The sequence below is a fragment of the Clostridium sp. 1001283B150225_161107_B6 genome, assembly GCF_015556325.1.
GTDB lineage: Bacteria > Bacillota > Clostridia > Lachnospirales > Lachnospiraceae > Enterocloster.
In genome coordinates, this window is the sequence record NZ_JADNMD010000011.1 from 77,138 (window position 1) to 101,835 (window position 24,698).

The following is a 24,698-nucleotide window of genomic DNA, read 5'->3' on the forward strand; positions in this document are numbered from 1 at the left end:
AAAGGGATATATAATTATGAATATTTTGATAGCAGATGATGAAAAGAAAGTAAGATTGACCCTCATAAGTATGCTTCAGGAAATGAATATGTACTTTGAAAAAATTATGGAGGCAGAAAATGGAGAAAAATTAATTAAGGCATTAGACGATTTTAAACCGGATATTGCTTTTGTTGACATTAAAATGCCTAAGCTTAACGGATTGGAGGCAATCAGGAGAGCGAAAGAGATATCTCCAAGCACGAAGTGGATTATATTGTCAGGTTTTCAGGAATTTGATTTCGCTCAGCAGGCCATTGAATTTGGTGTATCAAGATATCTGTTGAAACCCATAAACTGTAAGATTCTTGCGGAAACAATGAATGCTCTGGTAAATGAAAGTCATTTGTTATACATTGATTTGAATAAGAGATTTGAAAGAGACATTATTGCATTATATAATAACTTTGATGTGGCTAAAGATACATCATTGGAGAAAATCATTACATCATCGGTATTTGAAGCAGGGGTAATTTATTTTGATGGAAGGATTCATACGGAAGCATTCATGAATCATAGAAGGTTATTTTGTCATGAGATGAAACAGAATGCCATGGATGAATTATCATCCAATATTCAAATTGCTATGTTTAATATTTCTGATTATAAATTTGCTGTTGTGTGCGCCTGCAAAAAAGATGGCAGGCAGGACTGCGGCCGGGTGGTACATGAATATCTAAGAAAATCGGCTCATTTGGCCCGCAGTATGTCAACTGATGGTTTTTCTGCCACTATTTTTTGGGATAATGACATTTCTTCTTATATGGAAATTAACAATAAAATCAGACAATTAGATGAACTGGGCCCGCTGAGAGTGGTACTTGGAACCGGTTGTAAGCACCATGCTGAGAAGATAGCTGGTCTAAAGGAAGTAAATGATTATTCAGAAATAGGGAGACTGGTTTTAGATGTATGCAGATGTATACGCGAGAATAAACTTCTTGATTATAACCAAAGTTTAGCGAATTTTGGATTCATACTAACCAGACATAGCCAGCTGCTGAATCAGGCGGTTAAAGACAATATTTTGCAGTTTCTGAATTGTTCTATAAATACAGAATTGACAAACTTTGGCACAGTGGCGAATATGGCGGATGGTTTGAGGAGATACGGGAAGAAAGTACTGCTGGAACGGAGACAGATTAATACCAGTTATATTGAACAGGTGATTGCTTTTACAAAGGACAATTATATGCGCGATATAGGTTTGAATATTATAGCTGACAGTTTAGGAATCACACCTAATTATCTCGGTTCCCTGTTTTATAAGCAGACTAAAACGAAATATGTTGATTTTCTGACAGAAATAAGACTTTTAAAGGCTAAGGAACTGCTTGCTGAAACAAATCTTTCTGTAAATAAAATTTCTGAGATGGTAGGTTATCACAGTGTCAGATATTTTTCCAGGCTGTTTTATAAATCTGAAAATCAATATCCTTCTGATTACCGAAAGATGTCTGACCACAACTGACAGCGGACTCCTTCGAAGAAGATAATGGCTCCTGCCGGAATCTATTCATAATAGGTTCCGGCAGGAGTTTTTGTATGACCATCAATAAGAAGTATTGAAATAAGCCCTTTGATTGGTGATTTATAGCACTAATCAGTCTCATTTTCAAATGTTATTGTTAATATAACCATTTAGTTGAGGAATGGAGGTGTAAAGTTTCATGTTGGATTTGGCTGTTAAAAATGCAAAGGTTGTAACAGAGGATGGCATGTTTTTTGGCGGCATAGGAGTGGAGGGCGGAAAGATAACCATGATGGGAACCAATGCCCAGCTTCCAGCGGCCAGGTCAGTGATTGATGCAGACGGTCAATATTTGCTGCCCGGCTGTATTGACTCTCATGTCCACATAAGATATCCGGGGATTTCCCATAGGGAGGATTTTGCAAGTGGTTCATTAGCTGCCGCGGGAAGCGGCACTACAGTATTGATTGAAATGCCCTTGTCTTCTCCTCCGACTTATTCTGTAGATGAACTTATGGTACGGGTTGGTGCAGCTAAAAGCCAATCAATCATAGATTTTGGTTTTTTGGGAGCTGCGGGTAATAAACTCCAGAATATAATGCCGCTTGCAAAAGCGGGTGTACTGGGCTTTAAAACATTCTTGCAAACGCCTCCTGCAGGCCGTGAACATGAATTTATCGGCCTGACAATGGAAAATGAGTATCAGCTCTATAAAGGGTTTGCAGAAGTTGCAAAAACAGGGCTTCCTCTGGGAGCACATACCGAATCGATTGGATTGGTTACGGGAATAATAAGTGAGTTCAAGGCGGAAGGCAAAATTTCGGCAGAGTATCATGCTAAATCAAGGCCCCCCATAGCCGAAGTTGAGATGGTAGAAAAATTAATACGGTATGCGAGGGAATTCAATGTGCCACTGTACCTTACACATCTGACTACCTCTGAGTCTATCAGGATTGCCAATCAAGCACGAAGGATGGGACAAAGGCTGATTATTGAGACCTGCCCGCATTATCTCTATTTTACGGAAGAAGACATTGCACGGTATGGAACCTACGCTGTATGCAATCCGCCGATGCGGTCAAAAATGGAGTCCGAAGCCCTGTGGACGCACCTGAATAACGGTGATATAGACATTATTTCCAGCGACCATGCCCCATATACAGCGGAGGAAAAGAAGAAAGGTTTGGATAATATCTTTATGTCCCCTCCCGGATTGCCGGGATTGGAAATGCGGGTACCGCTTATCATGAAAGCAGTCAAAGAAAAGCGGCTTACGCTCCAAACAGCAGTGAAGCTTCTGAGTACAAACGCTGCCAAGTCTTTTGGGCTGTATCCAAAAAAGGGGGCAATTAAAATAGGGTCTGATGCTGATTTGGTACTGATGGATTTACATACTCCTTATAAGATGGACCATAATCAGATGAGGTCAAAGTGTAAAGAATCAGGCGTCATATATGATGGTATTGAACTCTACGGCAAGGTCTTGAAAACCGTAGTGAGAGGTACGGTGGTTTATGACCAGGAAGGACAGGCGGCGGACGCCGGATATGGTGAATGGCTTAGGCCGGGTAAGGCGGAAGAATAAATTAATTTTAACAGGAAAGGGGTAATTTCATGAAAAAAGCGATAGCATTAATGTCAGCAGCCCTTGTTATCTGCGGCATTGTCCTCACTGGCTGCGGACAGAAGAAACAACAGGACCAGGCAGGACAACAAAATGGGACGCAGCAGCAGAGTAAGATGGAGCAGAAGGGGGAAGCGGAACAGGCTGTGCCTTCAGGTTCCGCTGATAAGAACGAAAAGATTATTATCAAGGCAGCAGATACACAGCCTCTTGACCATCCTATGCATTTGGGGTTTTTGAAATTTAAAGAAATCGTTGAATCCAAAACCGATGAAATCCAAGTTGAAGTTTATGGAAATTCAGTTCTGGGCTCCGACAGTGAAGTGACGGAGGGAGTGCAGATGGGTACCATTCAGATAGGAACGTGCGGGACCTCCAATTTAGCCGAGTTTACGGATGCTTTTCTGGTTTTTGATTTGCCATATATTTTCCCAACTGTAGAGGATGCGGAAAAGGTGCTGGACGGGGAAATCGGCCAGGATATGCTGAAGAAGCTGGAGGATAAAGGGCTGATGGGACTGGCATACACTGAACTTGGTTATAGGAATGTATTTAATTCTATTAAGCCCATTGAGAAGCTGGATGACATGAAAGGCCTGAAGCTCAGGTCCACATCCAGTCCGATTCATATTGCCATTCTTGAAGCTCTGGGAGCGAATCCTACTCCCCTCAGCTTCGGTGAGGTATATACTGCATTGCAGCAGGGGGCCCTGGATGGTGTTGACCAGGATTTGAACCTGGCATGGGCCAGCAGATTTCAGGAAGTGCAGAAGTACCTGACACTGACACAATCCAGCTATTTTCCTCATGTTTTTCTTATCAATAAAGACTTCTTTGAGGGGTTGTCTCTTGAAAATCAAAAAATCATCACAGATGCTGCAAAAGAGATGGCTAAATATGAGCGTGAGCTTGTAAGGGAAAATGAGAAGACCATGATTGAAAAGATGAAATCCGATGGGATTCAAATTATCGAATTAAGTGATGATGAAAAGGCACGCTGGGTTGAGGCAGTTCAGCCAGTCTATAAACAGTTTGAGGAACAGATAGGTGCTGATGTGATTAAGCAGGTACAGGATGCAATAGCGCAATAGACATGAAAGGGGAATGGACCATGTCCAAGTACAAATTTATAAGTGTCAAAACGGCAGAAAAAATGCATGCAGCGGCCATGTCTGTTCTCCTTGCCGCCATGGTGGTAACCATTTTTTATCAGGTTGTCAGCAGATACATTTTTAATTTCTCGCTGGTATGGGCGGAGGAGCTTGCAAGAGGATGCTTTATCTGGATGGTATTTATGGGACTGAGCTACGTTGAACGGAATGATGAACCTATAAAAATCACAATCTTAAGGGATTTGATGCCTTGCAGAGTTCAAAGCCTGATGAATCAGATATCCATGATTTTATCATTGGTATTCTGTCTCATATGTACATTTTATGGTTTTGAAAGGGTGGCTTTTTTGGCTGAGAGCAAACAGATTGCTCCGGGTCTGCAGATAAATATGGTCTGGTTTTATCTTGCAATACCTGTTGGATTTTTACTTACAAGCATAGCCTATATAATAAAAATTATCGTGCAGATTAATAGTCTGAAAGCAGAAGGAATTCCTGACAGGAAGGGGGAGAGCTAGAATATGGCGACCGGGGTATTGTTTATATCATTGGCGGTATTTCTATTATTATCTGTTCCCATTGGCTATTCTCTGGGACTGTCAGTAGTCTGTACCATGATATTTACAGGCGATTTTCCCATGACATTTTTGGTACAAAAGATGTTTGGAGCCCTTAATTCATTTACACTGCTGGCGGTCCCGTTTTTTGTTCTGGCTGGAGAACTGATGCAGCGGGGACTCATTGCCAAAAAGCTTTTGAATCTGTCAAAAAGTCTGATTGGCCATCTGCCGGGTGGACTGGCATTGATTTCCATCATTACGTCCCTGTTCTACGGAGCTTTGAGCGGCGCAGCTGCAGCTACTGTTTCAGCTGTAGGGGGCCTTATGATTCCTGCTATGAAGGATGATGGGTACGACGCTCCGTTTGCAACAGCAGTCTGTACATCTGCCGGCTGTCTGGGGGTAATGATTCCGCCAAGTGTTTCTTTTATTATGTATGGAATAGCGACAAATACATCAGTTGGGGATTTGTTTATTGCTGGTATAGGTGCAGGTTTTGTGTTTGCCGGAGGTTTGATTATTGTAAGTCTGATTATATCCATGAAGAGGGGATACCGGGGGGTGGAAAAACGCGCATCTATCAAAGATGTGGGCATGGCAGTCTGGGATGCTAAATGGTCTCTTATGGTTCCCGTAATTGTTCTGGGCGGAATTTACGGAGGATTTGTCACCCCAACAGAGGCCTCAGTTATTGCTGTGGTATGGACTCTGGTGGTAGAGTGTTTTATACATAGGGAACTTAACATTACCGGTATCGTTGAATCACTTCAGCAGACAGTGCTTACATCTGCCAGGATTTTTATTGTCATAGCTACCGCCATAGCCCTGGGACAGATTATAACTCTTCAAAATGTACCTGACAGGCTGGTATCATTTATAAGTGGGATATCCTCAAGTCCTGTTATCATTATGTTGATTATTAACGTAATTATGCTGATACTGGGCTGCTTTATGGACGGCCTGGCGGCAATCACCATCATGGCTCCGCTTCTGCTTCCTTTGGCAACGTATTGTGGTGTTTCCGCAATCCAATTTGGCGTTATTATGGTTGTGAATACTTCCATTGGATTCCTTACTCCTCCGGTTGGAGTCAGCCTATACATCGGGTCACAGATTGGCAAAGTATCGGTTGAAAAGGTTGCCAGGGCGCTTGTTCCCTTTTATATTGTCTGTATCATATCATTAATGTTTATTACATTTGTTCCTGCTATAAGCCTGTTTCTGCTCAATTGATTATCTCTCTGATTTGAAGCAGGAGAAAAGGTCCGGTTCCCACGGCCCGGCCGCCGCTACCGCATATCCGCCGCTACACCACATCCGCCTCCTTCCCCGCATACCGTATGAATGAGGCGAAGAGATAGAGCAGGTCATAGGAATCCATCAGGTTGCGGCCGCAGATTTCCTGGATGCGGCGGATGCGGTAGGGGATGCTGTTGCGGTGGATGTGGAGCTTTTCGCAGATTTTCTGGATATCTCCGTTTAGCCGTATGTAGGTTATGGCTGTCTCTGCCAGCTGGGCGTTTTTGCCCTTTGCCACAAGGAGGGAAAAGGATTCCTCCAGCCCCGGAATATCGGTTCTGGACAGTGCAATGGCCAGCTTCATCTTCTCAAAGCTGTGGAGGTGCTCATCCGGAAATAATATTTTTCCCAGCCTGAGGCTTTCTAAGGCTGCCTGGTAGGCCGTGTGGAGATGAACGCTGCCGGGACACATACCGGTATGGCAGTTATGTCCGGCGGCAACCACACGGTTGAATTTCTTTTTGAAATGCTCGTTCTCTTTCAGGATAATCAGGTTCTGGTCCTGGGAGAGGGGGAGCAGGATATCACGGTCATCTAAAAGATTCTGAATGATGGAGGTGGAGGCAAAAAGGTCGTTTGGTTGGCGCTCCATCAGGATAATGGTCTGTTCCCCCATAATATTAATACCCAGATGTTCCCCGCGTTTTATGAAGTTTTCCGTATAATCGGACTGCAGGTGGAGCCACTCATAAAGAAACTGGTCCCGTTCCTGGGTCCGGTTTTGTTTTTTCTTGGAGAGGATAAGTTCCTCATAAAGCAGTTCAATGGTCTTGCTCAGCAGTTCAGCCATCTGGGAACTGGAGAAACCTGCGCCCTGGATGACCACGGCGCCCAGCCTGCTTTTCTGGAAACAGATTGGCATGGCTGCGCCGGCCTTCTGAATCCTGCTGTCCATGGACGCGGTGGCCTTGGAGTTGATGTTAAGGGCTTCGATGGCAAGCAGATTCATCTCCCCCATGCAGGAAGAATCAGTGGACACAATGACGCGTCCGCTTACATCGCAGATGCTGATGGAAGCGGAAAAGCGTTCGTGCAGTTTTTCTACAATTTCATACATGATTTTGTTGTCAATCACGGGAACCCTCCTTACAGGCTGCAGGGGAGACGCTGCTGCCTGATACCTTTTTCATATATTATAATAAATCCGGAAAAATACGCAATATATCTGCAAAAGATTGTGCATTTGAACAAAAAACAGAAAGAAACTTACATGGTTTAAACAATAGTTTTTCACTAGCCTAAATGATAAAATGGTATCACTTGTTTAAGTGACTTGCAGAAAAAAAGACGGAAGGAGGGAGAAACGTAGACAGGACCGTTTCGCGATTCATTCGTTATGCGGAGTGCGCAAGCGAATCCCATAATGAGAAAGCATTTTGTGAATATATGGAGCAGGAGCTTGACGGAATGGGGATTCCGTTTGAGCGTCAGGAGCTGGGCAATGAGGTGGTGACTGACGGCTGGAATATCCTGGCCAGGGTTCCGGGCAGGTCCGGCAAAAAGCCCTTTTTGTTTGTGTTCCACCTGGATACGGCCGCCCCCAGCAATCATGTGGAGGTCCGCATTGAAGACGGCTGCGTCAGGAGCATAGGAAACAGCGTCCTGGGGGCTGACGGCAAGCTGGCCATTGCAGTGGTTATGGAGGCTGTAGGGCGTCTTATGCAGGAGGGGGAACTAAACCGTCCGATTGAGCTTTTGTTTACCGTATGCCAGGAGCTGGGACTCCATGGGGCAAAGTATGCGGATTATTCCAGGATTGAGAGTGAGGAGGCAATTGTCATTGACCACTACGTGACAGGGGAGGTATTGATGCGCACTCCCGCCAGACTCTATCTGAATGTGGAACTGATTGGGCGGGCCGCCCATGTAATCCGTAATGAGGAGCCGGGAATCAATGCCCTTCTGACTGCTGTGGAGATTATTCACCAGATACCTGTGGGGAGAATCAGTGATAACCTGAGCATCAATGTATTTGACCTGGTATCCCTCTCGCCGTCCAATGCAGTGCCCAAGTACGCGCGGTTTGACGTGGAAATCCGCTGTTTTGGCAATGACATCAAGAAGAAAATCAGGAATGAGATTCGTCAGAAGACGGAAGAGACAGCAGAGCGCATGGGATGTAAATGCAATATCCGGGAAGAGGAGGATGTTCCGGAAACAGATTTCAGTGAAAATAAGGATATGCTGGAACGGTTGGATTCCATCTACAGGAAGTCCGGGCTTTCCATGACACCGGCCAGGTCCTTTGGCGTTCTGGACGCCACCTGCACCAACCAGCTGGGAATCAGGACCGTGCCCATAGGCTTTAATATCTATCATTCACACAGTGCGAGAGAGTATGTTGTAATTGAGGACGTAAAGAAAATGTTGGAACTGGTGGAGAATATCATTCGCTATTTTTAAATTCCGCCAGGGGAAGGGGAAAACAATGACAAAAGAAAAGCAGAAAGCAAACAAGCCTTTAAATCCCTTTGTGCCGCTTGTACTGATGGTACTTGCCTGCGCAATTGTATCTTATTTTGTAATACCGGGAGCCTATGACCGTGAAACAGTGGACGGGGTTACCCGGGTACTGGCAGACAGCTACCACGCCACGGAACGCACTCCTGTATCGTTTTTTAACATATTCCGTTCCATTCCGGAAGGACTGACAGCTTCAGCCAACATGATGTTCTGCGTTATGCTGATTGGCGGTATTGTGGAGATTTATAAGAGAACCGATACGGTGGGAGCTGCAATCAACAGCGTATTAAAGGCGTCTGAGCGGATGAGCAGCCAGGTTATCATAGCGGTTGTAATGATTGTATTTTTCATTTTTGGAGGTATTCTGGGTTGGAGTGAGCACATCATTCCCTTCGTTCCCATTATCGTATCCCTGGCCCTCTCGCTGGGGTATGATTCACTGGTTGGTATGGCCATCTCCGGCTTTGCCTGTCTGATTAGCTTTGCAGTTGCACCATTTAATGTGTACACAGTAGGAATTTCCCATACGATTGCGGAACTGCCCATGTTCTCAGGATGGGAGCTGAGGATTGCGGCTCTGGTATGCGTGTGGATACTTAGTTTGATATGGGTTATGCGGTATGCCAAAAAGGTAAAGGCAGACCCTTCCAAGAGCCTTGTGAAGGATGTGGACACATCTTCCCTGAGGATTCCTGTGGACCCGGGCCTTAAGTTTGACCTTCCGAAGAAGATTTCCGCCGTTGCACTGACTGTCTCCATTCTTGTTACGATTTACGGCATCCTGAATCTGAAGTGGTCCTACACGGAAATGGCCGCCACCTTTATGATTGGCGGAATTGTATCAGCTATATTTAACCGTGTGAACCTGGACGACGGAATCAATATGGTCCTTGACGGAGCAAGAGGAGCATTCAGCGGCGCCTTAATCATCGGCGTGGCCAGGGCGGTCCAGTGGACCATGACAAACGGCGGCCTGGTGGACCCACTGGTACACGGGCTTTCCAATCTGATGCGCAGCGCCTCGGCCTATGTGAGCACGGTCGGTATGTTCATTGTGAATTTCTTTGTGAATGCACTGATTCCATCGGGCTCAGGACAGGCAACTGCAGTTATGCCCATTATGGTCCCACTGGCAGACATGCTGCATATTACAAGGCAGACAGCCGTTTTGGCCTTCCAGTTTGGCGACGGTATATCCAATACCTTCTGGTTTACCAACGGAACACTGCTGATTTATCTGTCCTTAGGCAAGGTACCGTTAAAGAGCTGGTATAAGTTTATTCTGCCTTTGCATGGACTCTTCCTGATTCTGCAGTTAATCTTTCTGTTCGTGGCCGTGCAGATTGGATACGGGCCGTTTTAACAGGAGAGGAATTTATCAGGAATAAATATATCAGGAAAGGATTCAAGCTGTGAACGTTAGAGAAGAAGTAGAAAAATATCATGATTATGCCGTCCGTATGAGGCGGGAATTCCATAAACATCCGGAATTGAGCTGGAAGGAAGTGGAAACAGCAGGACGTATCCGCGCTGAGCTTACCGGGATGGGGATTCCCTATGAGGAGGTGGCGGGAACCGGCACCATTGCCACCATTACAGGGAAAGAGGAACAGCCGGTCATTGGCCTGCGCTGCGACATTGACGCACTTCCAATCAGGGAAGTGAAGGAGCTGCCGTTTTGTTCTCAGAATCCGGGCGTCATGCATGCCTGCGGCCATGACGGCCACATCAGTATGCTGCTGACAGCTGCTAAGGTTTTGTCGGAACACCGGGATGAACTTAAATGCACGGTAAAGCTCATTTTCCAGCCGGCGGAGGAGCTGACCAACGGGGCAGTGAAGGTGCTGGAGTCAGGAAAGGTGGGCAGGCTGGATACAGTGGCGGGCATGCATATTTTCCCGTATCTGGAGAGCGGAACCATTTCCGTAGACCCTGGCCCCCGCTATACATCGGCCTCCTTTATGAATATTAAAATTATCGGAAAAAGCGGACATGGCGCCATGCCCCAGTACGCGGTGGACCCCATCTATGTGGGGGCAAAGGTGGTGGACGCCCTCCAAAGTATTGCCAGCCGGGAGACCAGCCCCATGGATACAGTGGTGGTCAGTATCTGTACCTTCCATTCCGGGACCATGGCCAATGTTTTTGCCGAGACAGCGGAGCTCAGCGGTACGGTGCGCACCTTTAACCCTCAGCTTCAGAAGGAACTGCCGGGAATGATTGAGCGCATTATAAAGAACACATGCAAAGCTTACCGGGCGGATTATGAGTTTGACTATTATTCTGATATCCCGGCAACGATTAACGACGAGTACTGCAGTGAAATTGCGGCGGAATCTGTCAGGAAAATCCTGGGCGAAAAAGGGCTGGTTAGATACGCGGGCACGCCTGGCGGTGAGGATTTTTCCTACTTCCTGGAAAAGTATCCGGGCGTTTATGCCTTTATAGGCTGCCGCAATGAGTCAAAGGACTGCTGTTATTCGCTTCACAATGAGCGTTTTGATTTGGATGAGGATGCGCTGGTGAACGGTGCGGCTTTCTATGTACAGTATGTGCTGGATGCACAGGATAAGTTCTAGGCCGGAGAGGTTCAGGGGGTTATTGTCTCACCCGCTGTTCACATCAGTATGTCTCTCAAACGTCTGACGCCTTCTTCCAAATCTTCCATGGACGGCGGGGTGATGACGGAAATACGGACTGCTGGTTTTGCCGGTTTGTTGCCCACTGAAAACCGCTCCGCCCCATAGACCTGCACACCGGCCTGTCTTGCGCAGATTTCAAAGCTTTTGCCGGTAAAATAATCCGGCAGGCGCAGGTACCTCATGGGGCTGGTAGGCTGGCTGTCCAGCACAAAGCCCTCTAAGGTCTGGCTGATTACCTGATTCCGCCTGCGCAGTTCCTGTTTCCGGCTGTTTACGATATCGTCGGCAGCTCCGTCTGCAATGAGCCCTGCGGATATGGATGCAAGCAGCGGGGAAATGGAAATATTCATGGAATAAAGGGTGGTGGCCAGGCTGCGGTGATACTGGTCCGGCACATGGATGTAGGCGGTTCTCAGCCCGGCGGCAATTGTTTTGGACAGGCTTGACAGATAGATGACCTGTTCCGGGGCAAAGGCCGCAATGGGAGGCAGGGGATTCTCCGCCAGCAGGTTGTTGATGCCATCCTCAATCACAAGGATATTTTTCTCCCGTGCCAGTCTTCCAATCATTTTTCTTGTCTCCAGAGACATGATATGCGAGGTGGGATTGTGGTAATCCGGAATCACATAGATTCCTTTTATCTTTTCATTCTGGATTCCGTAGCGGATTCCCTCCTCTGTCATTTCAGAATTATCATTCTGGATGGGTATCAGATGGATTCCCAGCAGTTTTGCGGCGGTTTTGACTCCGGGATAGGTCAGGGGGTCTGTTCCCAGCTTATCCCCGCGTTCCAGCAATGCGCCCAGCGCTGCGGTCAGCCCGTTCTGACCGCCTGCTGCCAGCAGAATATGGTCCCTGTCTGTATGAAAACCGGATTTCTGAAGCCAGGCCGCGCCGGCTTCACGCTGCAGGGCGGTTCCCTCCGGGTCCTCGTAGGAGAACAGGTTCAGTGCATCCGGCCGTTTCAGCAGCTGTTCCGCATATGATTTGACCAGCCTGTTTCCGGTCACCTGGGGCACCAATGCGCCCATTTCAATCGTCCGGGGATTTTCCCGCCCGCATAGCAGGATGGTTTCCGCCGTAACATCCGCGGAAACATAGGTCCCGTTACCCACGCAAGCAGACAGAAACCCTTTCTGGCTGCATAACTTGAATGCCCTGGATATGGTGCTCAGGTTTACATTCAGATAATCTGCCAGCTCTCTCTGGGGCGGCAGCTTTGTGCCGGCCTTCAGTGTACCGTTTTTAATATCCTCCTCCATCCGCCTTACCAGCGCCAGGTATTTGGGGCCTGGTGCGCTGCTTAAATCCGGTTTCCAGCTCATGGGATAATTGTCAAATGAATTAATGGACATAATTTGTTTCCTCTGCAGGTTTTTATATGGTTTGTTTGTATGGATATTCGTAAAATTGTCCTGCATACAATTCTACTATTGTTCGTGTCCTTTTACAAGTTTATAATAATACAAAACCAGACAAGGAGGAAACGTATGGAACATCTATTATCTGAGCGGATTAAATCCACGCCGCCGTCATTTATCAGAAGTATTTTAAAGACCGCGGCTGACCCGGAAATCATTTCATTTGCAGGAGGACTGCCCAACCCTGTATCATTTCCCCAGGAAGAGCTTCTGGTATCCATGGAACGCATTGTAAAGGACTATGGGAGCAGCCTGTTTCAGTATTCCATCACTGCCGGACTCCCTGAACTGCGCCAGTATATTGCGGACCGCTACAACCGTACATTCGGACTGCAGCTCGGCATTGAGAATATCCTTATTACCACAGGGTCCCAGCAGGCCCTTGACCTTATATCAAAGGTCCTGTTAAATACAGGGGACGGGGTGATTGTGGAGAAGCCCAGTTATCTGGGGGCCATACAGGCATTTTCCCAATATCAGCCGGTCTTTTATCCGGTTGAGCTGACAGAGGAAGGGATGGATATTGGCCGGTTAAAGGAGGCCCTGGAGCATGACGTCAAATTCATTTATGCCATTCCGAATTTCCAGAATCCCACAGGACTCAGTTATTCAGCTGAAAACAGGGAGGGTATCCGGGAAATCCTGAGGGAGCGTGAAATCGTATTGGTGGAGGATGACCCCTATGGGGAACTGCGTTTTGACGGGGGCGGTCGCCTTCCTTATATCGGGGCCGGCAAACTGCCGGGCAGTATCCTGCTGGGGACATTTTCAAAGACAGTGACTCCGGGGATGCGCACCGGGTTCATGATTTGCTCTGACACGGAATTGTTAAAACATATATCCGTTGCAAAGGAAGCCAGTGATTTGCATACGAATATTTTCTCCCAGTACCTGATATGGGACTATCTGATGCACAATGACTATGACGCCCATATTGCACAAATCAGGCAGCTGTATAAAAAGCAGGCCCGGGCCATGACCGATGCCATGGACCGGTATTTTCCAAAAACAGTCAGGTACACCCGGCCCCATGGGGGCATGTTTTTGTGGGTGACCCTGCCGGAAGGCGTCAGCGCATTATCGCTGTTTCCCAGAGCACTGGAGAGAAAGGTTGCATTTGTGCCCGGGGACCCATTTTACATCAATACAAGCAATACCAACACCATGCGTCTTAACTACACCAACGCGGACTGCCGGATGATTGACGAGGGAATTCACAGGCTGGGGGATTTGCTGAGGGAGCTGGCTTGATGCCAGCTCTTGCCTGTAGTCCGTAACCGGGTCAAAGGCCTCTGCCCGGATTGGGGTTATATTGATTCTGTTTTTGCCAGGGGAAGCCGCACCGTGAACATGCTGCCCTGTCCTTCCGCGGAATCCGCGCTTATGCTTCCGCCCAGCTCCTCCACCGTGATGCGGGCAATATAGAGCCCGAGACTGCTGCTGTCCGCGGCGCCGGGCCGTCCGGAATAGAACCGTTCAAAGATATGGGGAAGATGCTCAGGCCCGATTCCCATTCCCGTGTCCCGCACCTGTATCACCACATTTGTCTGGTCCAGGGAGGGAGAGAGTGTGATGACGCCGTCCTCCGGCGTGAATGAGATGCATTGTAAATCAACCGGATATACATGCCTCAGGTTCATTATTACGGCTGACCTGGGTCAGAAGGGCGTTTATTTCAATCAGTTCCCTTGGCTCCGTAATCCGGTCGAAGGCATTTAAGTCTCCCAACACGTACATACGTCTGCAAAGTTCTTCATTTTCACTGCTGATTTTATCCAGATATTCCCTCAAATCATCATCCAGATACAGATTTCCCCTGAGAATCAAATCCGTGAATCCGTGAATGGCCACCACCGGCGCTTTCAGGTTGTGGGCCAGGTCGGAGAAAAAGGCCTTGCGCTCGTCCAGCACCGCGTGCAGCTCCCTGGTGCGCTGCTGGGCCTGGCCCGCAGTGCGGGCCACGGAAACGGAAAATCCTCTGGATTCAAAGTAGTTACGGTTTATGTTTAAAATATTGGAATCATCGTCCACAAATAAAAAATATGGCATGGTTCCTTCCTCCAGGCAGTCATGTTGTTTATCTAAAAGTACTCTATAACAGTATAGCATATATCAGGGAAACAGGTTCGGAAACAGGTTGCGTTTTGGTTAAGAGTGGCCGGGATTCCACATGAAAGGTTATCTTTCTGATAAAATCGGCATTGTAGTAAACCTGGCTGCTGCACAGGTTATGGCAGGATAGTGACAGAGTATGCCATTTATCCCTAAAATCCTGTCATTTATCCCATAATCAGGGAAAGCACCCATATTATGCTAAAATACAACGTTAAGATACTGACAGAGGATGGATGAGAATGCTTCGTATTGCAATATGTGATGACCTTCAATCGGAAAGGGAAGCAGTGAAGGGATTTCTTCACTCCTTTTTTGCGGCTGTTCCCTATGAGTATGCATTAACAGAATACGGCTGCGGCGAGACAATAGCGGATGATTATGAGGACGGTTCCGTTGATTTTGACCTTATTTTCCTGGATATTTTTCTGGAAGGAATGCTGGGGATGGAGGCGGCCTGCTGTGCGGGAGTGCTGGTACTGCAAATATGCCGACTTCCGTAAATCCACAAAGGTCCATATATGCAGCAGCATCTGCCGGTGCATGGAAAACAGGGTGGATACCAGATTTGGTTTTATGAAAAATGAAGAATGACAGGGAGGATATTATTATGACTATCACGACAACAAGAAACAGCGGCAGCCTGACCCTGGCCCTTGAGGGGCGTCTGGACACCACCACGGCGCCGGAACTGGAGGCCGTGATAAAGAACGGTCTGGAAGGGGTGGATTCCCTGGTGCTTGATATGGAAGGCCTGGCATATCTGTCATCTGCGGGCCTGCGTGTGATACTGGCCGCCCAGAAGCAGATGAACAGGCAGGGGTCCATGGTGGTCCGCCATGTGTGCGAGACAATCATGGAGGTGTTTGAGGTCACAGGATTTACGGATATCCTGACCATTGAATGAGAAGCAGGATAATGAATCATTGGAAAATGAAAAACAGGGACCCCTTTACAGTCAGGATATTCAGGCGCATGTGGGGACCGGCTATCATTTCCTCGGCGGGATGGGCACTCAGCGATATAGCCGATGCAGTGGTGGTGGGCCAGAGAATGGGCGCCGTGGGCCTGGCTGCCATTGCCCTGATTCTTCCGGTCTACATGATTAACTGTATGTTTGCCCACGGGCTGGGGCTGGGAGGTTCCGTCAGGTATTCCAGGCTTCTGGGAGAGGGAAAACCCGGTGAAGCAGTGGAAAGCTTTAACCAGGTGGTGTCGGGTGCGCTGGCACTGAGCATCCTGACAGGAATCCTGGGCAATGTTTTTATGACCCCTCTGCTGGCTGTTCTGGGCACGGTGCCGGCCGACGGGGCGCTGTTTGAAGCCACCAGAAGCTATCTGGCGGTGCTGGTCTCTGCCACGCCTCTTTTTTATATGTCCAACATCCTCAATTATTATCTGCGAAACGATGACAGCGAGAAGATAGCCGGTGTTGGTTCGGTTGCAGGCAACCTTACCGATATCGGCTTCAATATCCTGTTGGTGCTGGTTCTGGGATATGGGACAGCGGGAGCAGCCCTGTCCACCATGATTGGCCAGACAGTGGCTGTCCTGTGCTATCTGCCCGGTATCTTCGGAGGAAACCATATACTTAAGGTGCGGCCGGGCAGGCCTGCGCCGAGTGCTGCGGCCCGGGCCTTCCGGGAGGGTTTTTCCAGTTCGGTCCAGTATCTGTACCAGCTTATCTTCCTCCTGCTGTGCAACAACATTTTAATCCGCGCCGGGAATGAGGCGTCGGTTGCCGTGTTTGACATGCTCCAGAATGCCTCCTACCTGATTCTCTATCTCTACGAGGGAACCGCCAGGGCCATGCAGCCCATGGTGAGTACCTACTGCGGCGAGCACCGCGGGCAGGGGATGAGGAATGTGCGCAGATACGCTTTTGTATACGGCTGCGGCGTGGGATGTACGGCAGCCCTTTTGATTTTCCTGTATCCCCAGTCCATATGCGCCCTGTTCGGGCTGCATGGAGGGCAGGCCGCCGGGATGGGCCGGGGTGCCCTCAGGCTTTACTGCGCAGGCACTGTATTTGCCGGGATATCCATTCTCTTGGCAGGATATTTCCAGTCCTGCGGACAGGAGAGGGAAAGCCTCATTATTTCGTCGCTGCGGGGCGTGATTGTGCTGATACCCTGTGTGCTGTTTTTCTCATTTCTGAGAACAGGGCTGTTCTGGTGGATGTTCCCGGCTGTTGAGATTCTTTCCCTGGGAATGTGGACGATACGGTTTCTCTCGGGCCGGTGCAGGGGGAAGGACTTTGACGTCTCCAGGGTATATACCTGTACGGTCAGCCGGGAGGACCGGGATATGACCATGGTTACAGGGGAGGCGGAGGCGTTTTGTGAGAAATGGGAGGCCAGCCCCAGACAGATTTATTTTGTGACCATGACCATTGAGGAACTGTGCCTTGTCATCCTGCGGGACGGAGGCGGGGATGATGTGTGCATTGAGATTACCCTGGTGGCCGGTGAACAGGGGGAATTCATTCTCCATATCCGGGACACAGCAAGGTATTTTGACCCCTTTGCCCTTGAAACGGGGCGGGTCAGCCGGGATGGCGGTTTTGATATGGATGCCATGGGCGTGAGGGTTATAAAGAGTAAGGCCAAGGAGTTCTTTTACCGGCGTTACGGCGGTTTTAATTCGCTGGTGGTGAAAATATAGGTTTTGGCGGAAAGGAAAGACAAAGGTGAAGATTGTTTATTTTGGCTCGGATGTGTTTCTGGATGTGTTCCGGTATCTGCACAGGCACCATGAAATCCTTGCGCTGTATACATACCACATGGAGGAAGATTATTTCAACGAGCATAATATCGTACAGCTGGCTCATATGTCCGGCATTCCTGTCCGCTATGGACAGATTACCCAAGGGGAGATGGAATCGTATATGGCAGATGGATGCGGGCTGTTTTTTGCAGCTGAGTACAGCCATAAGCTGCCGGTGCCAGAGGACAGCCGTTTTCGCGGCGCCAACCTCCACAGCTCCCTTCTGCCGGAGGGACGCAGCTACTACCCTATTGAATGCGCCATGGAGCGCGGGCTTACGTCCGGCGGCGTGACCCTGCACAAGATAGCAGAGTCCCTGGACCGCGGAGATATCCTGGGACAGGGCAGGTACGGGATAGAGCCAGAGGATGACAGCGTGGATATTTACCTGAAAAGCGGACGTCAGGCTCTTTCACTGGTAAAGGAGCTGATGGAGGATTTCGACCGGATTTGGGCGTGGGCAAAGCCCCAGACAGAGCTACTTCCTTATTGGAACCGTCCGGAGCAGGCGTCCATGACACTGGACCATTCCATGACCGTTAAGGAGGCCGGGCACATTTACCGCTGCTTTAATAAGATGACCATGGTATGGATTGACGGGCGCCCTTACTATGTGGATGGTCTTGCCGCTGGACGGGTGATGCTGGGAGTCTCCGATGACTGCAACCTGTTTGTACGGGACAACAGGGTGCTGTACGGGGTGGCGGACGGGCATCTGAGGCTGGATTTGGTTCCGGTTTGGGAGGAATAGCAATATGAGAGACAGGGGCTGGAAAGCGGGCGGAATAAAGGACAGGAAAAAGGGAAAGCTGCAGCTGAAATTCCTTATGGGGCTTATGGCAATGACGGCAGTCCTGATGGTTGCCCTGGGCTGTGTCATCACGCGGCAGTACCGCCAGAGCATGGAGACGTATTATAAAAAGCTGGCCTTTGACGAGGCAAAGATTGCAGCGGAATACATTGACGGGGATACCATTAAAAGCTACGCCGCCACCCTTACAGAGGACAGCTACTATGACCAGGTAAGCCGTTATCTTCTTTACATGAAGGAAACCATAGGCATTAAGTACTTTTATGTGGTTATTCCTTATGAGGACCATATGTACTATATATGGGACGTGGGAAAAGAGGGGGAGGAGGGCGTGTGCAGCCTGGGGGATGTGGATGATTATTACCAGGGCGGCAGGGAAATCATGCGGGGCGCCTATCTGAATCCGGACGGGGAGGATACCATCCTCATTACCAATAACGAGGAGTATGGATATCTGGCTTCCGCTTATGTGGCTATCCTGGATTCCTCAGGACAGTCAGCGGCCCTTTCCTGTGTGGACATTTCCATGGACATGATTGACAGGCAGATAGAGGGGTTTGTGGCCGCTGTGGTTCTGGTGATTCTGCTGGTGCTGATTGTATTTATTGTGGGATATTTCTTTTTCATCCGCCACTCGGTCTTAAGGCCCTTAAGCCGTCTGAGCCAGGCTGCCCGGACCATTGTCAGCGAACAGATGGACGACCTGTCCAGCTTCCGCGTGGATGTAAAGACAGGGGATGAGATTGAGGAGCTGGGGGATGCTTTCAACCGCATGGCCCATGAGCTTCACAGTTACATTGAGAACCTGTCCGCTGTCACGGCGGAAAAGGAACGCATTGGCGCGGAGCTGGACGTGGCCGCCCACATCCAGGCCAGTATGCTGCCGGGGATTTTTCCGGCCTTCCCCAACCGGCCGGAATTCCACATCTATGCGACCATGGAGCCGGCCAAGGAGGTGGGCGGTGACTTTTACGACTTCTTTCTGGTGGATGAAGGGCATCTGGCGGTGGTGATTGCCGACGTGTCGGGAAAAGGAGTGCCGGCGGCCCTGTTCATGGTAATTGCAAAGACACTGATTAAGGACCACACCCAGGCGGGCACCACTCCGGCTGAGGTTTTCAGCGAGGTAAATGCCCAGCTCTGTGAGAGCAACGAGGAGGGATTGTTCGTCACTGCATGGATGGGAGTCCTGGAAATTGCCACAGGGCACATGGTCTTTGTCAACGCAGGCCACAACCCGCCGCTGGTGCGCCAGGCCGGGGGAAGGTTTGAGTATATGAAACTGAGGCCGGGATTTGTGCTGGCCGGCATGGAGGGAATCCGTTACCGGTCCGGTGAAATGGACCTGGCTCCGGGCAGCACGCTGTATCTCTACACGGACGGCGTTACCGAGGCTGCCAATGGGGAAAATGAACTTTACGGCGAAGAGCGGCTTCTGTCTGTGCTTGGCGCACATGAGGATGCTGCTCCGGAGGAGCTGCTTCCTGCTGTAAAGGCAGACATAGACGCTTTTGCGGGGGATGCACCCCAGTTTGATGATATAACCATGCTTGCATTAAAGCTTTCAGGGAAAGGGAACCCGTGGAAAAAGGAGGGAGAGCTATGATGGAGCTGACTGTGCCGGCTACCCTGGAGGAGCTGGAACATGTACAGGAGTTTGTGGAACAGGAGCTGGAGGCACAGGGGATATCCATGAAGATTCAGATGCAGATTTCCATTGCTGTGGAGGAAATCTATGTCAATATTGCCCGGTATGCATACCACCCTGAAGTGGGGCAGGCCACGGTGCGGTGCGCCGTGGGAGGGAATCCCCTGCAGGTGACCATCCAGTTTTTAGACAGCGGCAAGCCCTTTGACCCCCTGGCCAGGCCGGATGCAGATACCAGTCTTTCCGCTGAAGAACGTGACATTGGCGGCCTGGGAATCCTCATGGTGAAAAAGTCAATGGATGATGTTGGCTATGAATACAGGGACGGCTGTAATATATTGACTCTGAAGAAAAGCCTGTGACTGTCTGGTACAAAAAACGGAAGGAGTATAATGTGCGCTATGTGCAGTTTGGGATATCTGCATGTGGTTTTATGAATTTAATCTTTATTTAATTGGATGTTGACATGTGTTCATATTGATGCTAAGATGAATATGAACACATGTTAACATACGGCGTTCAGGATAACACAAAAATAAAACAGCAGTAAGATATTATAATAAAAAAGAGGAAGCCTATGAAAGAAAAGCCATACCATCACGGAAACCTGCAGACAGAGTTAATAGAGGAGGGATTAGCGCTCATACATGAGGAGGGGCGGGGGAATTTTTCACTGAGAAAGCTGGCAAAGAGAATAGGGGTATCTCCCACTGCATGTTACAATCACTATGCCACCGCAGAAATGCTGCTGGGCGAGATGAAGCGGTATGTCACGGATAAGTTCTGCGGCATCCTGCTAAAGAAAGCGCAGGAAGGCAGCAGGGAATATGCATTAATCAATATGGGAGTGGGGTACGTGAATTTTTTTGCGGAGAATCCACACTATTTTACCTTTATTTATGACAGCCAGGATTACAGCATTGAATTGACAGACAGCACCTTTGAGGGAGACTTTGAACCCTTCCGCATATTTAAGGAGACAGCGTTAAGATGCATGGAATTAAACTGCATCCCCGAGGAAACATACCGCGATAATCTGGTCATCATGTGGGCGGCCGTGCATGGAATGGCAGCCATGGCAAACATGGGGGGATTCCATTATCAGGGAGACTGGGGGGCGCTGGCAGAGAAGCTTTTAATTTCAAAGGTCAGATTGGCGGACTGAGGCGTGTTTGGAAATTTGTTCGTGGTTATTATGCCGCAGCCGGAGCGTTCAGCAATTCAATAAACTGCATCTGTACAGGTGCGGAAATGAGGAGAAGATGGATATAAACAAAAAGATGGATATAAACAAAAAGATAGACATAAACAAAGAGATGGACGCACAGGAAGCAGCGGACTTATACAAAGTAATGGAAGCCCGCCACGCAGTGCGGAGCTATCAGGATAAAAAAATAGCCCGGGAGACCGAGAAACAGCTGAGGGAGGAAATTCGCACATGCAACCGTGAAGGCGGATTATCCATACAGCTCATTCTAAATGACAAAGCTGCATTCAACGGTCTGATGGCCCGCTTCGGAGGTTTCCGGGGAGTCTCCAATTATATTGCCCTTGTGGGGCCGGATAATGACTGTTCGGAGGAAAAGCTGGGGTATTATGGGGAACGTATTGCCTTAAAAGCCCAGCAGCTGGGGCTTAATACCTGCTGGGTAGCGGCAACATATAAGAAGGGAAAATGCAGCGCAGCTGTTGGGAACCATGAGAAAATGGCCGGAGTGCTGGCCCTTGGCTATGGAACCACACAGGGCGCGCCCCACAGGTCAAAGGAAATGGAGCAGCTGTGCAAGGCTGACAGGGATATGCCCCAGTGGTTCGTCAGCGGAATGAAGGCAGCCATGCTGGCGCCCACGGCCATGAATAAACAGGACTTTTTAATTGAATTAAGGGGGGATGACGTTGCCTTCCAGGTAAAGGATGACAAGTATGGCAGGATAAATATGGGCATTATCAAATACCATTTCCATCTGGGCGCTGCGCTGGCCGGCAGGCCATGAGGCTTTATATCCCGGCGGAGGAATGACAGGGACAGGCCCCGCATCCCAGAGCCTTCCCCGCAGGCGTGGCAGCGCATCCGCCCAGCGCTGTTTCACGCAGGTCAGGGGGCAGCTGTCTTCCCACACGGTACATGGCCATCAGCATTTCATCAAAGGGAATCAGCTGGCGGACCCCGCTCAGGGCCAGTTCGGCAGCGGTCAGTGCAACTGCGGCGCCTGCGGCATTCCTGCCCTGGCAGGGACATTCCACCAGACCGCCGATGGGGTCGCACACCAGACCCAGCAGGTTCATGAGGACAGACGAGGCTGCATTGAGGCACTGGTCCGCAGTTCCTCCCATAAGCTCCACGGCAGCCGAGGCAGCCATGGCCGAGGCAACCCCTACTTCCGCCTGGCAGCCCCCAACTGCACCTGCAACGGTGGCATTTCTCATAGCCAGATAACCGATGGCGCTGGAGTTGAATAGGGCGTCAATCACCCTGATGTCAGGAAGGCTGTATTCCTCCTGAAGGGACAGAAGAAGCCCCGGCACAATGCCGGAGGAACCGGCTGTGGGGGCTGCCACAATCAGCCCCATGGATGTGTTTGTCTCCAGGACCGCCATGGAATAGGCGATTGCCCTGGAAAGCACACTGCCGCATATGGATGCCCCGCTGGCCCGGTGACGGTTAACCAGTCTGGCCTCACCGCCGATGAGTCCTCCTATGGATTTCTTCGGCTCACGGATAGGGGAGGCGGCTGACTCACGCATAATGGTAAGGGCATGGCCCATTTTTGCATATAAATCTTCCCGGCTGGTCCCAGCCAATGTACATTCCCTCTGTTTCATAATATCTGAGATAGGACAGCTGAGCTTTTGGCAGAGTTCCAGAAGCTCTTTTGCATTTTTAAAGTCCATTTTCATTTCCTCCCTTCAATGGTATGAACATCACATCCTGCACATCCGGATTTTCATAAATCTGCGGTATCATACGGTCCGGCAGACAGCCGTCAAACTCAATGATGCTGTAAGCCCTGTCTCCCTTTGTCTCCCGGAACAGCTTCATAAAGGCAATGTTTACATATCCTTCGCTGAGACAGCGGGTGATATGGGCCAGGACGCCCAGGCGGTCGTGGTGGATGATAATGAGCGTGCTGTATTCGCCGGAAAAGTCCACGTCAATATGGTCAATACGGCTGATTCGCACCTTACCTCCTCCCAGGGATTCGCCCCGCACCGAGAAGGTGCGTCCGTTTAAACAGGTCATGCGGATATCCACTGTGTTGGGGTGGGTGCCCGTATCCGTGTCATCGGTGGTAAAAACATAGGAAAGTCCCCTTTCTCCGGCTATGGAACATGCACGGGGTATCCGCTTGTCGTCCGTGGAAAAGCCCATGATGCCTCCCAGAAGGGCCAGGTCCGTGCCGTGGCCTTTATGGGTCTTTGCAAAGGACTGGTAGAGGGTAAATTCCACATGAGTAATGGGACTGTCCGCCATTTTTCCTGCCAGCAGGGCAATGGAGCATGCTCCGGCCGTATGGGAGCTGGAGGGCCCTATCATTTCAGGGCCTAACACATCAAACATACTGATAAATGCCATATGTAATCTCATCCTTTTCTTTTTTTTGCAGACATATTCCGTGTCTGAATCAGGGAATTGACATCTGCGTAAGTGCATTGTATCATAAAGAATAAATAAATCAAATTCATGGATTTTATAGATATAATAAATTAAATTCATAGATTAGCAGGAGGTGGAGAAATGGAACTGAGACAGCTGCAGACCTTTGTGACCATTACCCAGACAGAAAGCTTTTCCAGGGCAGCAGAGATTCTGGGCTATACCCAGTCAGCCCTGACCGTCCAGATACGCCTGCTGGAAAATGAGCTGGGGGTAAAGCTCTTTGACCGCATGGGAAAAAAGGTTTACCTGACAGCATCCGGCAGGCAGTTTACGGACCACGCCAACCAAATCATCCGGGATATAAAACGCGCCAGGGAATTTGCCAAAAACGAGGAGGAACTGTGCAGCCCCCTTCATGTGGGAACCCTGGAATCCCTGTGTTTTTCAAAGCTTCCCCAGATACTGAATGACTTTCGCAGCAGCCATCCCAGGGTTCCGGTCAAGGTTACTGCCTCCACGCCCAACCAGCTGATTGATATGATGGAAAGGAACCAGCTGGATTTGATATATATACTGGACCGGCCAAGGTATAATGATAATTGGAATAAGGTTATGGAAGTCAGGGAACCCATTGTGTTTGTGGCCTCCCCTTCCTGCGGACTGGATGGGAACAGGGAAATCCGCCTGGAAGAAATTATGGATGAGCCGTTTTTCCTGACGGAAAAGAATGAAAACTACAGGCGGGAGCTGGATTGCTTCCTGGAATCCCAGGGCAGGGAGCTGACTCCCTTTTTGGAAATCAGCAATACGGAATTCATCATACGGATGATAGGGAAAAACCGGGGCATATCATATCTTCCCCTGTTAGCGGTCCGGGAATATGTGGAAAAGGGGGAGCTGACCCTTCTTAATGTGGCTGATTTCAGACTGACCATGTGCCAGCAGGTCATCTACCACAAAAATAAGTGGAGGTCAAAAGAGATGGATGCGTTTATCCGTATCACAGCCCATAACTCCGGCGCAGATTAGCCGGTACTTCTGCAGCAGGGAGGTTTTTTCAGAAAAACCGGGTGATTTTTAAGGTCTTTCCCGCCCTCCATTGTAACGTCTGCGGACCTTATGTTAGAGTGTG

General features: G+C 49.2%; 24 protein-coding genes. 18 read left to right on the forward strand and 6 right to left on the reverse strand.

Translation table 11 applies throughout. The annotated features are described in order from the left end of the window. Window positions 1–16 precede the first annotated feature (16 nt). The 5 genes from I2H39_RS21435 (at window position 17) to I2H39_RS21455 (ending at window position 6,039) form a co-directional block, all read left to right on the forward strand. On the forward strand, window positions 17–1,510 hold the full coding sequence (locus I2H39_RS21435; RefSeq protein WP_195627484.1) for a response regulator: 1,494 nt from the start codon (window positions 17–19) through the stop codon (window positions 1,508–1,510). Window positions 1,511–1,709: 199 nt separating this feature from the next. Continuing rightward, window positions 1,710–3,095 carry an allantoinase AllB gene (gene allB / locus I2H39_RS21440; RefSeq protein WP_195627485.1) on the forward strand — a complete coding sequence of 462 codons (1,386 nt, stop codon included), beginning with the start codon at window positions 1,710–1,712 and terminating at the stop codon, window positions 3,093–3,095. Between the two features lie 29 nt (window positions 3,096–3,124). Next, window positions 3,125–4,225 (forward strand): TRAP transporter substrate-binding protein, encoded by a 1,101-nt coding sequence (locus I2H39_RS21445; RefSeq protein ID WP_138309144.1) that lies wholly within the window; start codon window positions 3,125–3,127, stop codon window positions 4,223–4,225. A 98-nt stretch (window positions 4,226–4,323) separates the two neighbouring features. Further along, window positions 4,324–4,764 carry a TRAP transporter small permease gene (locus I2H39_RS21450; protein ID WP_227147084.1) on the forward strand — a complete coding sequence of 147 codons (441 nt, stop codon included), beginning with the start codon at window positions 4,324–4,326 and terminating at the stop codon, window positions 4,762–4,764. Window positions 4,765–4,767: 3 nt separating this feature from the next. Continuing rightward, window positions 4,768–6,039, forward strand: coding sequence for a TRAP transporter large permease (locus tag I2H39_RS21455; protein WP_195627487.1), 1,272 nt, complete (start codon window positions 4,768–4,770; stop codon window positions 6,037–6,039). Between the two features lie 73 nt (window positions 6,040–6,112). Here I2H39_RS21455 and I2H39_RS21460 read toward each other — a convergent pair whose 3' ends face one another. Then, window positions 6,113–7,180: a sugar diacid recognition domain-containing protein gene (locus I2H39_RS21460; protein ID WP_195627488.1), complete on the reverse strand. Its 1,068-nt coding sequence runs from the start codon at window positions 7,178–7,180 to the stop codon at window positions 6,113–6,115. 332 nt (window positions 7,181–7,512) lie between these two features. Between I2H39_RS21460 and I2H39_RS21465 the strand changes: the two genes are divergently transcribed. From I2H39_RS21465 to I2H39_RS21475, 3 genes are read left to right on the forward strand one after another with little or no spacing between them, the layout of a single operon-like run. Then, window positions 7,513–8,508, forward strand: coding sequence for a M20/M25/M40 family metallo-hydrolase (locus I2H39_RS21465; RefSeq protein WP_227147073.1), 996 nt, complete (start codon window positions 7,513–7,515; stop codon window positions 8,506–8,508). A 25-nt stretch (window positions 8,509–8,533) separates the two neighbouring features. After that, window positions 8,534–9,931, forward strand: a complete 1,398-nt coding sequence (locus I2H39_RS21470) for a YfcC family protein (protein WP_138309149.1) — start codon at window positions 8,534–8,536, stop codon at window positions 9,929–9,931. A 49-nt stretch (window positions 9,932–9,980) separates the two neighbouring features. Beyond that, window positions 9,981–11,147 carry an amidohydrolase gene (locus I2H39_RS21475; RefSeq protein ID WP_195627489.1) on the forward strand — a complete coding sequence of 389 codons (1,167 nt, stop codon included), beginning with the start codon at window positions 9,981–9,983 and terminating at the stop codon, window positions 11,145–11,147. Between the two features lie 38 nt (window positions 11,148–11,185). On the opposite strand, the gene I2H39_RS21480 is transcribed toward I2H39_RS21475, so the two are convergent. Next, window positions 11,186–12,565 (reverse strand): PLP-dependent aminotransferase family protein, encoded by a 1,380-nt coding sequence (locus I2H39_RS21480; protein ID WP_195627490.1) that lies wholly within the window; start codon window positions 12,563–12,565, stop codon window positions 11,186–11,188. A gap of 135 nt (window positions 12,566–12,700) precedes the next feature. Between I2H39_RS21480 and I2H39_RS21485 the strand changes: the two genes are divergently transcribed. Then, the gene (locus tag I2H39_RS21485; RefSeq protein ID WP_195627491.1) at window positions 12,701–13,882 is read left to right on the forward strand and encodes a PLP-dependent aminotransferase family protein; all 1,182 of its coding nucleotides are present in this window, start codon (window positions 12,701–12,703) and stop codon (window positions 13,880–13,882) included. Window positions 13,883–13,938: 56 nt separating this feature from the next. Here I2H39_RS21485 and I2H39_RS29330 read toward each other — a convergent pair whose 3' ends face one another. Further along, window positions 13,939–14,271: an ATP-binding protein gene (locus I2H39_RS29330; RefSeq protein ID WP_227147070.1), complete on the reverse strand. Its 333-nt coding sequence runs from the start codon at window positions 14,269–14,271 to the stop codon at window positions 13,939–13,941. Continuing rightward, window positions 14,243–14,680 (reverse strand): histidine kinase dimerization/phospho-acceptor domain-containing protein, encoded by a 438-nt coding sequence (locus I2H39_RS29335; RefSeq protein WP_227147066.1) that lies wholly within the window; start codon window positions 14,678–14,680, stop codon window positions 14,243–14,245. The genes I2H39_RS29330 and I2H39_RS29335 overlap by 29 nt, the downstream gene beginning before the upstream one ends. Window positions 14,681–14,985: 305 nt before the next feature. On the opposite strand from I2H39_RS29335, the gene I2H39_RS21500 reads away from it, so the two are divergent. From I2H39_RS21500 to I2H39_RS21535, 8 genes are all read left to right on the forward strand, one after another. Next, window positions 14,986–15,246, forward strand: coding sequence for a hypothetical protein (locus tag I2H39_RS21500; RefSeq protein ID WP_227147063.1), 261 nt, complete (start codon window positions 14,986–14,988; stop codon window positions 15,244–15,246). 107 nt (window positions 15,247–15,353) lie between these two features. Continuing rightward, window positions 15,354–15,650 carry an STAS domain-containing protein gene (locus I2H39_RS21505; RefSeq protein WP_138309153.1) on the forward strand — a complete coding sequence of 99 codons (297 nt, stop codon included), beginning with the start codon at window positions 15,354–15,356 and terminating at the stop codon, window positions 15,648–15,650. An 11-nt stretch (window positions 15,651–15,661) separates the two neighbouring features. After that, window positions 15,662–17,407: an MATE family efflux transporter gene (locus I2H39_RS21510; protein WP_227147060.1), complete on the forward strand. Its 1,746-nt coding sequence runs from the start codon at window positions 15,662–15,664 to the stop codon at window positions 17,405–17,407. 25 nt (window positions 17,408–17,432) lie between these two features. Then, window positions 17,433–18,260, forward strand: coding sequence for a formyltransferase family protein (locus I2H39_RS21515; protein ID WP_195627492.1), 828 nt, complete (start codon window positions 17,433–17,435; stop codon window positions 18,258–18,260). A 4-nt stretch (window positions 18,261–18,264) separates the two neighbouring features. Next, window positions 18,265–19,926 (forward strand): PP2C family protein-serine/threonine phosphatase, encoded by a 1,662-nt coding sequence (locus I2H39_RS21520; RefSeq protein ID WP_207746917.1) that lies wholly within the window; start codon window positions 18,265–18,267, stop codon window positions 19,924–19,926. Further along, window positions 19,923–20,330 (forward strand): ATP-binding protein, encoded by a 408-nt coding sequence (locus I2H39_RS21525; RefSeq protein WP_195627493.1) that lies wholly within the window; start codon window positions 19,923–19,925, stop codon window positions 20,328–20,330. Before I2H39_RS21520 ends, I2H39_RS21525 begins: the two co-directional genes overlap by 4 nt. 215 nt (window positions 20,331–20,545) lie before the next feature. Then, a complete protein-coding gene (locus I2H39_RS21530; RefSeq protein ID WP_195627494.1) occupies window positions 20,546–21,133 on the forward strand; it encodes a TetR/AcrR family transcriptional regulator in 588 nt (195 codons plus the stop codon). 115 nt (window positions 21,134–21,248) lie between these two features. Further along, the gene (locus I2H39_RS21535) at window positions 21,249–21,962 is read left to right on the forward strand and encodes a nitroreductase family protein (protein ID WP_240305581.1); all 714 of its coding nucleotides are present in this window, start codon (window positions 21,249–21,251) and stop codon (window positions 21,960–21,962) included. Between the two features lie 4 nt (window positions 21,963–21,966). On the opposite strand, the gene sdaAA is transcribed toward I2H39_RS21535, so the two are convergent. Further along, complete coding sequence (sdaAA, locus tag I2H39_RS21540; protein WP_138309157.1) at window positions 21,967–22,860, reverse strand: L-serine ammonia-lyase, iron-sulfur-dependent, subunit alpha; 894 nt, start codon at window positions 22,858–22,860, stop codon at window positions 21,967–21,969. Beyond that, complete coding sequence (gene sdaAB / locus I2H39_RS21545; protein WP_195627495.1) at window positions 22,850–23,542, reverse strand: L-serine ammonia-lyase, iron-sulfur-dependent subunit beta; 693 nt, start codon at window positions 23,540–23,542, stop codon at window positions 22,850–22,852. Before sdaAB ends, sdaAA begins: the two co-directional genes overlap by 11 nt. 162 nt (window positions 23,543–23,704) lie before the next feature. Here sdaAB and I2H39_RS21550 point away from each other — a divergent pair, with 162 nt between their 5' ends. Continuing rightward, window positions 23,705–24,595 carry a LysR family transcriptional regulator gene (locus tag I2H39_RS21550; protein WP_138309159.1) on the forward strand — a complete coding sequence of 297 codons (891 nt, stop codon included), beginning with the start codon at window positions 23,705–23,707 and terminating at the stop codon, window positions 24,593–24,595. Window positions 24,596–24,698 lie beyond the last annotated feature (103 nt).